Source organism: Gemmata sp. SH-PL17 (genome assembly GCF_001610855.1).
GTDB lineage: Bacteria > Planctomycetota > Planctomycetia > Gemmatales > Gemmataceae > Gemmata > Gemmata massiliana.
In genome coordinates this window covers 3,613,525-3,629,201 of sequence record NZ_CP011271.1, presented here as the reverse complement: position 1 = coordinate 3,629,201, position 15,677 = coordinate 3,613,525, and the positions used below count along the sequence as shown (strand labels likewise).

Annotated in this window: 13 protein-coding genes; all 13 read right to left on the bottom strand. The window is 65.4% G+C overall.

All coding sequences use genetic code 11. From position 1 onward, the window contains the following. Positions 1 to 25: 25 nt before the first annotated feature. Positions 26 to 1,609: an NADH-quinone oxidoreductase subunit N gene (locus VT84_RS15170; RefSeq protein WP_082840142.1), complete on the bottom strand. Its 1,584-nt coding sequence runs from the start codon at positions 1,607 to 1,609 to the stop codon at positions 26 to 28. A gap of 118 nt (positions 1,610 to 1,727) precedes the next feature. Next, the gene (locus VT84_RS15165; protein WP_082840141.1) at positions 1,728 to 3,635 is read right to left on the bottom strand and encodes a NuoM family protein; all 1,908 of its coding nucleotides are present in this window, start codon (positions 3,633 to 3,635) and stop codon (positions 1,728 to 1,730) included. 109 nt (positions 3,636 to 3,744) lie between these two features. After that, complete coding sequence (gene nuoL, locus VT84_RS15160; protein WP_082840140.1) at positions 3,745 to 5,706, bottom strand: NADH-quinone oxidoreductase subunit L; 1,962 nt, start codon at positions 5,704 to 5,706, stop codon at positions 3,745 to 3,747. After that, the gene (nuoK, locus tag VT84_RS15155; protein WP_052557647.1) at positions 5,699 to 6,124 is read right to left on the bottom strand and encodes an NADH-quinone oxidoreductase subunit NuoK; all 426 of its coding nucleotides are present in this window, start codon (positions 6,122 to 6,124) and stop codon (positions 5,699 to 5,701) included. The genes nuoL and nuoK overlap by 8 nt, the downstream gene beginning before the upstream one ends. Further along, positions 6,121 to 7,176: an NADH-quinone oxidoreductase subunit J gene (locus VT84_RS15150; protein ID WP_239465845.1), complete on the bottom strand. Its 1,056-nt coding sequence runs from the start codon at positions 7,174 to 7,176 to the stop codon at positions 6,121 to 6,123. The genes nuoK and VT84_RS15150 overlap by 4 nt, the downstream gene beginning before the upstream one ends. 316 nt (positions 7,177 to 7,492) lie before the next feature. Then, positions 7,493 to 8,062, bottom strand: a complete 570-nt coding sequence (locus VT84_RS15145) for a NuoI/complex I 23 kDa subunit family protein (protein WP_082840138.1) — start codon at positions 8,060 to 8,062, stop codon at positions 7,493 to 7,495. A gap of 67 nt (positions 8,063 to 8,129) precedes the next feature. After that, a complete protein-coding gene (gene nuoH, locus VT84_RS15140; protein WP_082840137.1) occupies positions 8,130 to 9,371 on the bottom strand; it encodes an NADH-quinone oxidoreductase subunit NuoH in 1,242 nt (413 codons plus the stop codon). Positions 9,372 to 9,420: 49 nt separating this feature from the next. Continuing rightward, positions 9,421 to 11,118 carry a molybdopterin-dependent oxidoreductase gene (locus tag VT84_RS15135; protein WP_082840136.1) on the bottom strand — a complete coding sequence of 566 codons (1,698 nt, stop codon included), beginning with the start codon at positions 11,116 to 11,118 and terminating at the stop codon, positions 9,421 to 9,423. Between the two features lie 94 nt (positions 11,119 to 11,212). After that, entirely contained in the window at positions 11,213 to 11,947 is a 735-nt protein-coding gene (locus VT84_RS15130) for a hypothetical protein (RefSeq protein ID WP_082840135.1), read from the bottom strand. A gap of 17 nt (positions 11,948 to 11,964) precedes the next feature. Further along, on the bottom strand, positions 11,965 to 12,351 hold the full coding sequence (locus tag VT84_RS15125; RefSeq protein ID WP_082840134.1) for a hypothetical protein: 387 nt from the start codon (positions 12,349 to 12,351) through the stop codon (positions 11,965 to 11,967). A gap of 7 nt (positions 12,352 to 12,358) precedes the next feature. After that, on the bottom strand, positions 12,359 to 13,729 hold the full coding sequence (nuoF, locus tag VT84_RS15120; protein ID WP_082840133.1) for an NADH-quinone oxidoreductase subunit NuoF: 1,371 nt from the start codon (positions 13,727 to 13,729) through the stop codon (positions 12,359 to 12,361). A gap of 79 nt (positions 13,730 to 13,808) precedes the next feature. Further along, complete coding sequence (locus VT84_RS15115) at positions 13,809 to 14,291, bottom strand: complex I 24 kDa subunit family protein (RefSeq protein ID WP_082840132.1); 483 nt, start codon at positions 14,289 to 14,291, stop codon at positions 13,809 to 13,811. Positions 14,292 to 14,431: 140 nt separating this feature from the next. Beyond that, entirely contained in the window at positions 14,432 to 15,661 is a 1,230-nt protein-coding gene (locus VT84_RS15110; RefSeq protein ID WP_082840131.1) for an NADH-quinone oxidoreductase subunit D, read from the bottom strand. Positions 15,662 to 15,677 lie beyond the last annotated feature (16 nt).

Here is a 15,677-nt window from a genome sequence, read left to right as displayed (position 1 = left end):
GAGGTGTGTCGAACTAAGCGGCGAGTTACTTCGTGTCGCGTTCGGCCGTGATCCGTTGTGCCGGCGCGCCGGGAACGGGGGCCGCCTTGCGCGCGGCCCGCACGATCGGTTCGGGGTAGATCCCGAAGAAGAGCGTCGCCGCGGCGAGCGTGACAGCGGCCACGAACGTGGGGACCGCACGGGTCCGGGTCGCGGGGCGGAGCGGCGTCCGCAAGTACATCACCCCCACCACGCGGAGGTAATAGTACGCGCCAACGGCCGCGTTGATCGCTGCGATCACGGCCATGATCTGGTAAAGGTTCCGCATCTCCGCGGTGTGTGTCGGGGCGCTGAAGGCACCAACGAACAGCAGGAACTTCCCGGCGAACCCGGCCGTGAGCGGCAGCCCGATCAGGCTGAACAGGAACACCGTCATCGCGCCGGCCGCGACCGGGTGCGACTGGCTCGCGCCCGCGAGGTCGTCGATCGATTCTATCGGTTGGTCGGGGGTACCGAGGTACAGGATCACCGCGAACGAGCCGACCGTCATCATACCGTAGGCGACGATGTACACGAGGAGCGCGTCGATCCCGCCGATCCCCGGTTGCCCGATCGCGTCCGGGAGCGAACTCGCGACCACAATGCCCATCAGCATGTACCCGCCGTGCGCGACGCTCGAGTACGCGAGCATCCGGCGCACGTTGTCTTGCAGGAGCGCCAGCACGTTCCCGATGCACATCGTCATCGCTGCCAAGATCCAAAGCAGGAGCGGCAGTTGCGTTTTTGTGTCGAACGGAATGTGCCGCACGTCCGCGCCGAGGAGCCCGAGGATTCGAGCCAGCGCAACGAACCCGGCCAGCTTCGGGAAGAACGCGAGCTGCGCCACCACACCGGCCGGCGCCCCCTCGTACACGTCCGGGGCGTAGAAGTGGAACGGGACCGCGGTGATCCGGAACCCGATCGCGGCGATCACGAGCACCGCACCGACGAGCGCCATCGGGTTCAGGCTCTGAACGTCGGCGGATTGCGTCTTCGTCAGCGCGTCCGTGATAACAGCCAGGTTCGTGCTGCCGGTCAGCCCGTAGAGGTAGCTGAAGCCGAACAGCATGACGGCCGACGACATCACGCTCAACAGGAAATACTTCGCAGCGGCTTCCTGGTTCAGTTTGTTACGCGCGGGTAGGTACAGCAGGATGTACGTCGGAATGGAGAGCAGTTCGAGTGACAGGAACAGCGTGATGAGGTCGTTCGCGCGGCCCACCAACGATACCCCGGCGGCGGCAACGAGCAGGCAGCCGTAATACTCGGCCGCGTTCGTGCCATCCACCTCGGCCCACGACACGAAGAGCAGCACCGCGGCCGTTATGAGCGCGACCCAGCGGACAAACGCCGCAGCGCCGTCCGGAACGAGCGGCGCGACCGTGAGGAGCGCCGGCGGTTCTGTCTCGACTGTTGCGGCGAGAACCGCGGCGAGAGCGACACCGGCCAGAGAAACACCGAACCACAGGCACCGCCGGTTGTAAACGCAACCGAACAGGAACACCACGCACGCCGTGCCGACGAGCGCGATCTCGGGCACGGCGAGTTGGAACACGCCCTTGAGTGTCTGTTGCAGCAGCGGGTCGGTCATGAGTGGTACCGCGGTTCAGAGAACAGGAAGTAGCGGTCCGCTCCGAGCGCGTCCGCGTGCCGTCCTCTGTCTTCTCGTCCTCGGGGTAATCGGTCTTCTGATCGCGTGTGCCGAACCACTACTTCGGGGAAGCGCCCTTCCCGCCCTTTTCGCCACCCTTCGCGCCTTTGGTCCCCGGTTGCGGGACGGGGCCTTTCGGCCCCCCGAATGGCGGCACACCGGCTCCGCCTTTTTCGATGTCAATCGGAGCGATCGGGGGCGCCGCGGGTTTCGGTTCGTCGTCAACGTACACGTAGGGCACGCCCTGAACGCGGGCGCGGGCCGTGTCACCGATGATCGACAGCACGCGGACGTCCTGCTTCATCGTGTCGAGGATCGGGAGCGGGAACAGCCCCAGAACCAGGCACAGCACCGCAAGCCCCCCGAACGCGACGAACTCGCGCCGGTTCACGTCAGTCGGGGCGGTGGGGCCGACCGGCTCAGGTTCCTTGGTCGGGTTGAAGAACGCCTTCTGGAGCACCGTGAACGTGTACCACGCGCTCAGAAAGACGCCGAACGCCGCGATCACGGCAAGCCCGAGGCGGTGAATGCCCGGGTTGCGGGCGTCGAACAGCCCGCCCAGCATCAGCATTTCGCTCACGAAGTTGTTCAGCCCGGGCAGCCCGACGCTCGCGAGGCACAGCACGAACACGAGCACCGCGTAGTTCGGGTACCGGGCCATCAGCCCGCCGAACTTCCCGATCTCGGTGGTCCGGTAGCGGTCCATCAGGAACGCGAGCGTGGCGAACAGTGCCCCGGTGCTCAGCCCGTGGTTCACCATGTGCAGCACCGCGCCCGACAGCCCTTCTTTATTGAACGCGAACAGCCCCAGCACCAGGAACCCTAGGTGCGAAACGGAGCTGTAGGCGATCACCAACTTGATGTCCTTCGAGGCGTAAGCACACAGCGCCGCGTACACGATCCCGAACGCCGCGAACCCGCCGATCGCGGGCAAGCCGTAAGTGATCGCCGCGTCCGGAACGAGCGGCAACACGAGCCGCAGGATACCGAACGTGCCGAGCTTCGCCATGAGCGCCGAGAGCATCACCGTCACACCGATCGGCGACTCGCCGTAGGTCGAGGGCAACCAGGTGTGGAACGGCCAGATCGGAACCTTCACCATGAACCCGGCCATCAGCGCGATGAAGAGCCAGAACTGCACACTCTGCTTCGCAGCGAGGGCCGCACCGTCACCAGCAAGCGCCTTCTGGTGCGCATCGTGGAGGCCCTTTTGAACGTTGACCATCAGTTGCGGGATCGAGAACGTGACGGTCCCGTCCGCGCTCGGGTTCGTGAGAACGACGCCGATCACCCCAACGAGCGTGAGCAGGCTCCCGGCCAGCGTGTACAGGAAGAACTTGCGGGCCGCGTCGCGCCGCCCGGACCCCACGCCCCACTTCCCGATGAGGAAGAACGACGGGATCAGTGTCAGCTCGAAGAAGATGTAGAAGAGCACCACGTCGAACGAGAGGAACGCGCCAATGATCCCGGCCTGGAGCAGAAACACCCACCCGAAGAACGCGCCGGGTTTCTCCTTGACCGACTCCCACGACACAAGAATGACTGGGATCAGCATCAGGCTCGACAGCGCCACGAGCCACAGGTTCAACCCGTCGATGCCGATGTAGAACTGCACGTTCGGGCCGGGCTTGCCGGGCGCGAGTTGCTTGTTCGAGAGGCTGAACAGCGTCCACGTCGTGCGCGCGTCCGGGCTGTCGTCTTTCGCCCCGGGATCACCGGGGACGAATTCGGGGCGGAACTGTGCCGCATACTCATCGCCCCGCTGCGAGGTCTCGCGCTTGGCGCGCTCGTCGAGGTGCGGGATCGCGATCGCGACCACGGCCGTGGTCAAACCAAGGTGGACCAGCGCGAGTACGAGTGCGACCCGGCGCGCGATACCCCCGAACGCCGGCACGATCACCGCCGACGCGAGCGGCAGCAACACCAGGAGCAGAACCAGTACGGTAATGACGGAGTAAGTGGACATCTCGTTAGTTCCAAGCTCCGGCTTCCGGGTTTCAAGTTGGGGCGGGTCATCGGCGCCGGGATCGCGTCCCGTTCGCCGGGTTCACTTCGCCCCGAACTCCGGGAGTTCCTTATCGGGTGACGCGGAACACAACGAACGTCAGGAACACGGCGACGCCCAGTGCCATCGACAGGGCGTAGAACTGGACCAGCCCGTTCTGGATCGGGCGGACCCAGATCCCGACGAACTGCGGGACCGCGGAGATCAAGCGGGCGAGTCCGTCGAGGAACCCGTCGAACACGCGGGCCAGGAACGCCAGCACTTCCGCCGGCTTCACGAACAGCGCGCCGTAGATTTCGTCGACGAACAGTTTGTTCCGCGACAGATCGAATACGGGCCCCATCCCCAGGGGCGCCTTCTCCGCGCCGCCCTTGCGGTAAAGTGCGAAGGCGAGACCGACACCGCCCAGCGCCAGTACCGCGCTGACGCCCGCGATAACCCAGTTAAAGTGGTGCTCGACTTCTTTCGCCGGAGTCAACCCGCGAGTCTGACCGAGCGACGGCGTGCCGCTCAGGAAGTCGCTGAACCAGTGCGTGAACGGCTCCACCACCACACCCACGAACAGCGCCCCCACCGCGAGCACGATGAGCGGAATCGTCATGGCGGGCGGTGACTCGTGTGCGTGGTGCCCGGCCTCGTGCGGGATGCGCTCCGGCCCCCAGAACGTGAGGAAGTACGCGCGGAACGTGTAGAACGCAGTCAGGAACGCGGTTAAACACGCCACCAAAAGGAGCGTGAAGTAACCCGCGGTGTACGGGCTGCTCGATTCGCTCGCGGCCGTGAGCGATTCCAGGATGAGATCCTTGCTCCAGAAGCCGGACAGGAGCGGAACCCCTGCGAGCGCCGCAGCGCCGCAGAGGAAAGTAATGTGCGTGGTCGGCAGCACCTTCCGCAACCCGCCGAACTGACGCACGTCGATCACCCCGCCCATCGCGTGCATCACGCTCCCGGAAGCGAGGAACAACAGGGCTTTGAAGAAGGCGTGCGTGAACAGGTGGAACATCGCCGCCCCGACCGCGAACGCCGGGCTGATGGTGCCACTCGTTCCGAGTGCGAGGAACATGAACCCGAGCTGGCTCACCGTGGAATACGCGAGCACGCGCTTCAGGTCGGTCTGGGCGAGCGCGATGAACGCCGCCAGGAGCGCCGTGATGCCGCCGATCCATGAAACGACGATCTGGGCATCGGGCGCCATCGCGAACAGCGGCGCACACCGTGCGAGCAGGTACACGCCCGCGGTAACCATCGTGGCCGCGTGGATGAGCGCGGAAACCGGCGTCGGGCCTTCCATCGCGTCCGGCAACCAGACGTAGAGCGGGAACTGGGCGCTCTTGCCCACCGCACCACAGAACAGCAGCAGGCACGCGAGCGTCAGCGATCCTTGTTCCGGCGGGTATTTCTGAATGTGATCGAACAGCAGGTTCAGATCGGTGTTCCACCCACCGAGCTTCCACAGCAGGAAGATGCCGAGCAAAAACCCGGTGTCGCCGAGGCGCGTGTAGAGGAACGCTTTCCGGGCGGCTGCGGCGGCCGACGGCTTCTCGAAGTAGTACCCGACGAGCAGGTACGAGCAGACGCCGACCCCTTCCCAGAACGCCACGAGCAGCAGGAAGTTGTTCGCGAGCACCAGCCCGCACATGCTGAAGACGAACAGGGCCATCACCGCGAAGAACCGCGGGAACCCCTTGTCGCCGTGCATGTAACCGCCGGCGAAGAGCGCGATCCACGTCGCGATGAACGTGATCATCGCCAACATGATCGACGAGAGCGCGTCCACCGTCAGAGTGAACCGGATCTGCAAGTGCCCCGCTGCGAACCACGTAATCGGCTCGGAAATCTTGCGCCCGTTGCCGAGGTCCATCACCTGCACGAGCAACAGCATCGCAACGACGGCCGCACTCGCGCACGCGAGGATCAGGGGAACGTGGGCCAGTTTCTTCAGGGGCGAAATGTACGCGAAGAGCGTCGCCAGCAAACTCGCGCTGAGCGGCAGCGAGAGAATGACGAGTGCGAGCGTGATCGGGTCAGACACGGACGGCCTCCTCCGCGATCGGTTGGGGCCGCGCACCGGCCGGCGTGAGCGTCGGCTCCGGTTCCACCGGGGCCTGTTCGAGCGGTTCCTCGTCCACGGCCGCCGGGATGCCGAGTTCTCGCAGTTCCTGCCAGTCGGACACGTCGAGCGAGCGCCGGCGCCGGTACAGGCTCACGAACAGTGCCAGCGCGATCCCGGCCTCGCACGCGGCGACCGCCAGGATGAACAGCACGAACACCTGTCCCTGTAGGTTCCCGTGGTACCGGGCGAACGCGACGAAGTTGATCGCGACACCCTGGAGCATCATTTCGGCGCACAGGAACATCGTGATGAGGTTGCGCCGGGTGAGGAACCCGACCAGCCCGATGCCGAAGAGTGCGGCGGCGACCGCGAGGAAGTGCCAGAGCGTGAGGATCACTTGGCGACTCCCTTCCGGTGCGTGACCGCGACCGCGCCGATGACGGCGACGAGCAACAGCGTGCCCGCCAGTTCGATCGCCAACAGGTGTTCGGAGTACAGCACGAAGCCCAGCCCCCGGACGTTGTTCGCGGGGAGTTCGCCGGCCCCGCGGAGGAGCACGACCTCGTCCCGCAGTTCCCGCACCGCGGCCCGCGCACCGGCCGGGTCCGGCTTCTCATCGCTCATCAGGCGCCGAACGGTCCGGAACGTCTTCGCGCTGGTCTCGCGAACGCCCGCGGCCCGCTTAACGACGCCCCGGGCCTGCTCATCCGCACGAAACAAGGTAGAGTTCTCGCCGTTCGGCTGCCCGCGGAACTGCACGAGTCGATCATGAATCGAACCGTTCCGCTCGTTGCCCGCGAGTTCGATGTCCTGGAAGTTGCGTCCCAGGGCACCGTCGGGCGAGTACGTCCCGCCCACCACCCGCGACAGATCGTTCTTGATCGGCGGGTAGACCTTTTCAAAGGCTTCCAGACGATCGAGCACGGCCCCGCGGGTGCCGGCGTCACCTTCGAGGGCTTTCTCTGCCTCTTCGAGCCGCGTTACGACGTCCGAAAGGGTCTTCCGTTCTTCCGCGGTCACGACCGGAGCGAGCAGGTGCGACTGCGAATCGCTGACCCCGTCCGACTTCGCGGTTTGAGCCGTCTGGTAGAGCGTGAACAGTACGAGACCGACGAACGCGAACCCGGCGAACCCGCCGTAGAGCGGCTCGCGGCTGCGGTCGTTCTCGTTCGACGCCCCGTCCGCGTGCGACAACATCAGCACGAAGAGGAACGTCACGATGATCGCGCCGGCGTAGATGATGATCGTCGCGGCCATCAGGAACGGGGCCGCGAGCAGCAGGAACAGCCCGCACGTGCTGAGGACGACGAACGCGAACGCGATCGCCCCGCGTGCCGGGTTCTTCTGGGCCACGAGGACTGTCCCGAAGACGAGCGCCCCGGCCGAGAACAGCACGAACAGCGCGGTCCCGATGACGTCCGGGAGCGGCCGGCCGAACGTGGCGAACACCCACGCGCCGAAGACCGCGGCGGACGCGACCAGGGCCGCGATCCCCCCGGTACGAACCGCCCGCGCGGGCGCGGGAGCAGGAAGTAGAACCCGACGACGCCGAGCACGGCGGCCAGGGCGATTTGCCCGCCGGCTTCCTGCGTCGGTGAAAGCGCGAACAGGTTCATGCGGACTTCGTGAAGGTTGTCACAAGCGAGACGACGATGGTATATAAGGCGAGCGCGATGCGGCAGCGCCGTTTCCGGCGAACGGTCGGTGTGAGCCGACCGCGGTCCCCGCACCACACTTCCCCGGCCGGCCCACACCGGCCGTTCGACTAGTGGCCCGGGGGCGGCTCGCTCGCGGGGCCGAGTTTACCGGACTGCGTGCGGACCGGGTCGGTCCCGGCCCTGGTCGTGGTGTCAAACACGCTCAGGAGCTTCTCCTTGTCGAACACCATCTGTTCGCGGCTCAGACCGGTCAGGTCGTAGAGCGTCGTGAGTTCGATCGCGTCCACGGGGCACGCCTCTTCGCACATGCCGCAGTAGATGCACCGCAGCTCGTCGATGACGAACGTTTCCGGGTACTTCTCGCGCCCGTCCTTTTGCCACTCGGTCGGGGCGGGCGCGGCCACGATGTCGATGCAGTGGGCCGGGCACGCGGTCGCGCACATGTAGCACGCCACGCACTTCACGCGCCCCGCCTCGTCCCGGTTGAGCCGGTGAACGCCGCGGTAGTTCAGCGGCATCTTCGGCTCTTGTTCCGGGTACTGTTCGGTGATCTTCCGACCGACCATGTGCCCGAGCGTGGTCTTCAGCCCGTCGATGAGCGCGGGGATGTAGAGCTGCTCCCACAGCCCCAGCTTCGACTCTTCCACCCACGACACGTCGGATTCGGTAATTGGCATGAGACCACCGGTACTAGCTGTTTCCAACTGGTCGCGGCCCAGACGATAGCCCGAGCTGCGACACCGATTATTTGCCCGCGTATGTGACGCCCGCGGGGATGCCCGGCGGGAGCTTCTTGACCGCACGCTTGGGGTTCGTGATCGTGCCGCGTGTCCGCGCTCCCATTACCCCCGCGCCGACGAACAACACCAGACTCACACCCGCGAGAACGATGATCGTGACGCCGAACTGCTTCACGATCATCACCGCGAGCAGGTTCAGCAGCGCGAGCGGGATCATCACCTTCCACGCGAGGTTCATGAGTTGGTCGAAGCGGAACCGGGGAATGGTCCAGCGCACGAACTGGGCAAAGACGCACAGCGCGACCATCTTCCCGCTCAGCACGAGCAGTTTCACAACTGCCCCGAGGATCGGGTTCGTGATGAGAGACTCCAGCCCGAACAGGCTCCACCCGCCGAGGAACAGCACCGACAGCATGAAGCTCGCGGTGACGAGGTGGATGTACTCAGTCAGCAGCATCAGCCCGAGCTTCAGCGAGCTGTACTCGGTGTGGTACCCGCCGACGAGTTCCTGCTCCGCTTCCGGCAAGTCGAACGGCAACCGGCTGCTTTCCGCGTAAGTGCTCACCATGAACAACAGCAGCGCGAGCGGCTGGAACAGGATGAACCACCCGTGTGACAGTTGCCACGCGATGATCTTTTCGGGGTTCAACGAGCCGACCACAATGAACACGCCGAGTACCGACATCCCGAGCGGGATCTCGTAGCTCACGATCTGCGCCGAGGACCGGAGCGAGCCGAGCAGCGAATACTTGTTATTCGCGCTCCACCCGGCCAGGATCACTCCGTACACCGCCAGCGAGCCGAGCGCGAAGATGTACAGGACGCCGATATCCAGCCCCGGCGCGAGCACGAAGTTGAAGCTGTCCGCGTAAGCCTTCTGTTGCGCCTCGAACGTCGCCACGGCACCCGGTTCCGTCGCCACGACCGCATCCGGAGCGGGCGTCGTCGCCCCGAACGGCACGATGGCCAGTGCCATGAGAGCCGTACCCACCGCGACCGCGGGCGCGAGCAGGTAAAAGACCCGATCGACGTGACTCGGGATCACTTCTTCCTTCAGGAAGAACTTCCCGCCGTCCGCGAGCGGTTGGAGCAACCCGCCGGGACCGACGCGATTCGGCCCCACGCGGTCCTGCATCCAGGCCGAGATCTTGCGCTCGCCGAGCGTAAGGTACCCGCACACGCTCAGCACGCCGGCGATGAGGCCGACGATGAGGATCGCGGTAATCATGGGGTCAAAGGTCGGCATGGCTCTCGTCGTGTGGGTTCGTCGGCAATGTCTCTCGGAGCAGCGCGACTCAGGCGGTCGCGGTTTCCAGCGCGACGCGCGTTTCCGGGGCCAGAGCGCCGAAGAACGGCACCGCCCGTGCGAGTTCCTTCCGGACCGCGTCGGGCTGCACCAGCCCCCGGCGCCCGAGCAGGTCGAACGCCAGTTGCAACTCGCTCCGCGTTTCTTGCGGCGGGCGGGCGGCGCGGCCGAACGTCTGAACGTAGTTCGCGTGGTTCACGAACGTGCCGTCCTTCTCGAACCCGGTGGTGCCGGGGAGGATGTACTTGGCCGACGCGGTGACGACCGTCGGCAGGATGTCCTGCGCGACGAGCAGCGCGGGCGCCTTCCAGTCGGTCGGGACGATCGCGTCGAGCTGCGACTTATCGGGGTACCCGCCGCTGAACCACATCGCGGCGACCGATTCCTTCGCGATGGTCGCGAACGGGATGACCGCGCCCTGGAGTTGCTTCAGAACTTCCTCAACTCCGAGACGATTCGGAGCCTTCTCCGCGCGGATCGTAAACTTCACCGGTTCGACCGGCTCGCCACGCACGTTCTTGGGGTAAGTATCGTCCGCGCCCACGACCGGAACCGGGCCGAGCACGAGCCGCACGTTCGGAGAGAGCGATTTGAAGTACGTCCCCAGCAGGAACGCTTCTTCCACCGTGAGGAACGGCGACAGAACCGCGACCACGCCCGCCGCGTTCGTTTGCGCGGCCGCCGCGAACGCCTGTTTCAGTTCGGGGACCAGCGCGCTCCACGCGACCGGCTTGAACTTCCCGTCCACCTTCGCCACGGGCCGGACGAAGCGCTCGCCCGAGTTCGCGTGGTGGTACCCGTACCGCCCCTCGTCGCAGATGAAGTGCCCCTGCGCCTGGGGGTTGGTCCGCGCCCGGACGCGGTACACGATGTCCTTGTTCGCGTCCACGTAGGTGCTGCACCCGGTCGAGCACCGGTTGCACACGCCGTCGGTGGTCTTCAGGTACCAGACGCGCTGCTTATAGAGGAAGTCCTTGCTCCCGAGCGCCCCGACCGGGCACAGGTCGACGACGTTCCCGGCGAGCTTGTTTTCGAGCGGCCGCCCGGGAAACACGTCGATCTCTTCGTGGTGCCCGCGGCCGACGACCTGGAGCTCCGACGTGCCCGCGATCTCGCGCGTGAACCGCACGCACCGCGTACACATGATGCAGCGGTCGGTGAACAGCGTGATCTTGCTCGACAGGTGCGGCTTGTTCGGGGGCGTGTTCTTCACGTCCACCATGCGCGACTCGGACCGACCGTACTTGTACGAGAAGTCCTGGAGCTTGCACTCGCCGGCCTTGTCGCACACCGGGCAGTCGAGCGGGTGGTTGATGAGCAGACCTTCGAGCGTGTCGGCCTGGCTCTTCTTCGCACGCTCGCCGAGTGCTGCGGCCTTCGTGTAGCCCGGGTCGTAGGGCAGAACCGGCAGTCCCTTGTCGCGCTTGTCGTACTCGCCGGTGACGATGACGGTGCCGTCCTTGACCGGGGTCTGGCACCCGGGCAGCACCTTCGGCTGCATCGTGACCTTGCCGTCCTTCAGGTCGCCGACCTCGACCAGACACATGCGGCACGACGCCACGACCGACAGCGCCTCGTGCCAACAGTAGTGCGGCACGAACACGCCGGCGAGTTCCGCCGCCTGCACGCAGTTGAGCCGCTTGGTGCCGATCTCGACCGGCTTGTCGTTTACGTAAACCGTCGGCATTGCAGTCGTCCGTATGTTCCCAGAACCGCGGGTGCCAGCCCGACCGGTCTCGAGTCGGAAAAAGAGCAGGCGGGCGCCCGCGGTCCCGGGATCGTTACTTCCCCAATCGCGCTTTCAGTTCCGCTGCGGTGAGCGTTTCCACACCGTTCTGACTCACCACCAGCCCGCCGTTCAGGTACGCCCGGGCCTCGAACGCCCACACGCTCTCGCGCGAGGTCGAACCGGTCAGGATGATGGCCCCGTCCTTGACCAGCGCCGCAGCGGGCGATTTTGCTTCCACAAGGGCCGCGTAAGTCAATGCGGCGGTGGGCATCTTCCCGCTCGCGCCCGAAGCGTTCTCGATGAAGACCCACACTTCCCGCATGTCGGCCATCGCGACGATCTTGTTCGCGGCACCGATCGGTGTTCCGCCGCCCGCCGCAATCGGCGGCGGGTTGACCGGCACCGGTTGGAGCACACCGGCGACAGGCGGCTTACCCCCTCCGCTCGGTTGCGCCCCAGGTACCGGAGCCGCGAACCCGCCCGGTGGGGCCGACCCGACGTTGATCGGGGACGGGGGCTTTGAACCGACCGGTCCACTTTCAACCGGGAGCTGCGGGTTCTGTTTGGTCTGGAACCGATCGTCCTTCAACCAGTTCGGAGCACCCTCGCCGCTACCGGCCTTCTTCTCGTCGGGCTTCTTGTCAACGGGTGTCACGGCCGGCGGCGTGTTCGCGCGGGCCTGTTCGTTGTTGCTGTTGTTTGCAGGGGCGGTGTTCTTCGCGCCCCGCTTCGCACAACCGATCACGAGTAACAAACACAGTCCGGCGACCAGGATTCGCGTATTCATTGGCGAAACCTCACGGGTTACCCGGGCGTCTGAAACCCCTTCATTGGCGATAAAAACGTTACAAGAGCACCAAACAACGCAAGACAGCCGAACCCGACTAAACCGACCGCGGTCCCGACGAGCCCCAACAAGAACAGTCGGAATCGCTCACCACCACTTACCGTGGCCTGCTCTTGGACATCGATGCAAGCGCCCAGCGTTTGGGGCACAACGACGAACAATCCCAGAAGCCCACAGACCGCAATCACGCATCCGGTCACTGTTAAGAACGGCCAGGGCAAAGCATCCTGTCCGCACACCCACAGCAAGGCGATCGCTCCCACCCACGCGACCAACGGCGACCACACCGCGAACCACGCGGTCCGCCAGTACCGGGTTCCCGCAATTTTCGCGAGTGAAGTCACGTCGACCTCAGTGCGAACCGGCCAGAGCGAGTGACTTCGCGTACTTGCTCTTCGTGCCACTCTTGATCGCGGCCTCGAACTCCGCGCGGAACTTGCGGATCGCGGTCTTCACGGGCCACCCGGCGCCGTCCGACAGCCCGCAGATCGTTGTACCGGGCATGATGCCGATTCGGTCGCCGACGTCAATCAGGATGTCCAGATCTTCCTTGCGCCCGAGCCCGCGCCGGAGCCGGTCGGTGATCTTCAGCATCCAGCCCGTTCCCTCGCGGCACGGGGTACACTGCCCGCAGCTCTCGTGGCTGAAGAACTGGCAGACGTTGTGTAGCACGTCGATCATGCTGGTCTGGTCGTCGACCACGGTAACGGCCGCGGTCCCGAGCCCGAGGCACCCGACGCGCCCGGGACCGTTGAAGTCCAGGGGGATGTCGTACTCGGTCTTCCCGTCCTCGCCCTTGAGTGGGGCGTTCACGTCCACGAACCCCATGCTCAGCCCGCCGGGGTTCACGGCCTTCGCCTTGCGCCCCTTCCACACGCCGCCGCCGTGCTTCTCCACGAGATCGCGGAGCGTCACGCCCATCGGCAGTTCGACGCACACCGGCTTCTCGACGTGCCCCGCGAGCGTGTACAGTTTGGGGCCGTAGCTCCCGGCATCGCGCGGGTTCTTCGGGTCGGGTGGTACGCCGAGCGACTTAAACCAGTCGATCCCGCGCTTCATGATCTGCGTGACGCACGCGAGCGTTTCGACGTTGTTCACGATCGTCGGCTTGCGGAACGCGCCCTCGATCGCCGGGAACGGGGGCTTGATACGCGGCCACGCGCGTTTCCCCTCCAGGCTCTCGATCAGCCCGGTCTCTTCCCCGCAGATGTACGCCCCGGCCCCACGGTGCAGCACGATGTCGAGGTCGAACCCGCTGCCAAGGATGTTCTTACCGAGCAGTTTGGCCGCGTACAGTTCGTCGATGGCCGCCTGGAGCGAGCGGAACGAGTCCCCGTACTCGTAGCGGACGTAGTAGAACGCCTTCTGGGACCGGATGGCGTAGCACGCCAGCATGATCCCTTCGAGCACCTGGTGGGGGTCTTTCTCCATCAGGATGCGGTTGTTGTACGTACACGGCTCGGACTCATCCGCGTTGACGCACAGGTAGATCGGTCCCGGGTGGTCCTTCGGCAGGAACGTCCACTTGAGGCCGCAGGGGAACCCCGCGCCGCCGCGCCCGCGCAGCCCGGCGTCCTTCACCTGCGTGATGACGTCGATCGGCTGCTTTTCCTTCAGCGCGCGTTCGACGGTGGCGTACCCGCCGTCGGCGCGGTACCCCTCCAGCTTGCCGCTGTTGGGCTTGTTGATGCGGGCCAGGAGTACGGGTTCGTATGCAGGCATCGGGTCTTCTCGTAGGTCGGGCTGTGCCCGACATCTTTCCCGCCGTTGTTCAGCGGCTCGTCGTCGGGCACAGCCCGACCTACTTGAGTTTCAGCTCCGTAATCAACTGGTCGGCCTTTTCGGGCGTCACGTTCATGGCGTGGACGTCGTTCACCAAGCAGGCCGGGGCGCCGTCGCACGCCCCGATGCACTCCGCGAACTCCAGCGTGATCTTGCCGTCGGCCGTCGCGTGACCGCACGACACGCCGAGCTTGTGTTCGCAGTGCTCGATGAGTTCGTATGCCCCGCGGAGCATGCACGCCAGCCCGCGACACACCCACAACCGCGTCGTACCGAGCTTCTGGCCCTCGCCCTTGAAGAACTCGTAAAAGGTCATCGTGTCGTGAACTTCCGACGGGTGCAGTTCGAGGATCTCGGCGATCTCGACGATGGCCTCGTTCGACACCGTGCGCAGTTCGTCGTGAACGAGGTGCAGCGCCGGCAGCGTCACCGCCTGTTTACGCGGGTACTTCGGGATGTACGCCCGGATGCGGTTCTTGATGTCTTCTGAAAGCGCGGCCATCGTCGCCCCCAAGCCCCAAACGGCCAGGGGTTGAAACCCCTGGCTATTCTCGGTGACCCCTTCGGGGTCACTGCCTTTGGACCCCGAAGGGGTCACCGGTAGTAGCCAGGGGTTTCAACCCCTGGCGAGCCGGCCGCGCGTCAGCGGTCCAACTCCGCGGCAATAATATTCAAGCTCCCCAGCACGGCGGGCACGTCAGAAATCTGGTGCCCCTCCATCATCATCGGGAACACCGCGAAGTGGATGAACGACGGCGGGCGCGTCCGCGCGCGGAACGCCTTCCCTCCCCCATCCGCGACCACGTAGAACCCGAGTTCACCGTTCGCGGTTTCGTGCGCCCCGTACACCTCTTCCGTCGGGGTCTCCCACCGGCGGTTCCACATGAACAGCTCGAAGTGCTGGATCAGCCCCTCGATGCTCCGGTAAGTCGCGTTCTTGTCCGGGATCGTGAGTTTGTCGTTGAGATCGACGTTCACGGGGCCGGTCGGGAGGTTCTCGACGGCCGCGTGGATGATCTTCCACGACTCCAACATCTCGCCCATGCGGACCAAGTAGCGGTTGTAGCAGTCCCCTCCCTTCCCGCACACGACCTTGAACGCACCCGCGAGATCCTTGTACGCGAGATACGGCTCGTCCTTGCGGAGATCGCGAACCACGCCGCTCGCACGGGCCACGGGGCCGGAGCAGCTCGTGTTGATCGCCTCTTCCTTCGTCAGAACACCGATGCCCTTCGTGCGGTCGATGAAGATGCGGTTGCGGTTCAGGAGCCGGACGATGTCTGCGTGGACCTTCGGGAACGTCTTCACGAAGTCCCGGACCTGGGCCACGACGTCGTCGGAGATGTCGGCCATCAGCCCGCCGACGCGCGTGTAGCTCGGGTGGAACCGCTGCCCGGCGGTCGATTCGATGATGTTGTAGACCTTCTCGCGGGCGTTGAAGGCGTACAGGAACGCGGTCAGCGCCCCGAGGTCGAGAGCGGCCGCGCCCACGCAGAGCAGGTGGTCGCTGATGCGGGCCAGTTCCGCGAGAATGGTGCGGATGTACTTGCACCGCGGGGTGATCTCGATCCCGATCAGCTTTTCGATCGTGTGGTGCCACGCGATCTCGTTCGCGACCGGGGAGATGTAGTTCATCCGGTCGACGATGGTCACGTACTGGTTGAAGTCGAGGTCTTCGCCGAGCTTCTCGAACCCGCTGTGCAGGTACCCGATGTCGGGCACGGCCTTAACAATGGTTTCGCCGTCGAGCGTGAGGATGAGGCGCAGCGTGGTGTGCGTGGCCGGGTGCTGCGGCCCGAAGTTCAGGGTGTAGAGGAACTCCTGGTCCGCACCAGCGACGTCTTCGACGGGAACGGCGGCTTCGAGCGGCATCGACGCGACTCCGAAT

Bases quoted from the DNA above. Each gene is read 5' to 3' on its own strand.
- VT84_RS15130 (WP_082840135.1), bottom strand. From the start codon at position 11,947: ATGAATACGCGAATCCTGGTCGCCGGACTGTGTTTGTTACTCGTGATC.
- nuoF (WP_082840133.1), bottom strand. From the start codon at position 13,729: ATGCCTGCATACGAACCCGTACTCCTGGCCCGCATCAACAAGCCCAAC.
- nuoH (WP_082840137.1), bottom strand. From the start codon at position 9,371: ATGCCGACCTTTGACCCCATGATTACCGCGATCCTCATCGTCGGCCTC.
- VT84_RS15135 (WP_082840136.1), bottom strand. From the start codon at position 11,118: ATGCCGACGGTTTACGTAAACGACAAGCCGGTCGAGATCGGCACCAAG.
- VT84_RS15145 (WP_082840138.1), bottom strand. From the start codon at position 8,062: ATGCCAATTACCGAATCCGACGTGTCGTGGGTGGAAGAGTCGAAGCTG.
- VT84_RS15115 (WP_082840132.1), bottom strand. From the start codon at position 14,291: ATGGCCGCGCTTTCAGAAGACATCAAGAACCGCATCCGGGCGTACATC.
- VT84_RS15170 (WP_082840142.1), bottom strand. From the start codon at position 1,609: ATGACCGACCCGCTGCTGCAACAGACACTCAAGGGCGTGTTCCAACTC.
- VT84_RS15110 (WP_082840131.1), bottom strand. From the start codon at position 15,661: ATGCCGCTCGAAGCCGCCGTTCCCGTCGAAGACGTCGCTGGTGCGGAC.
- VT84_RS15165 (WP_082840141.1), bottom strand. From the start codon at position 3,635: ATGTCCACTTACTCCGTCATTACCGTACTGGTTCTGCTCCTGGTGTTG.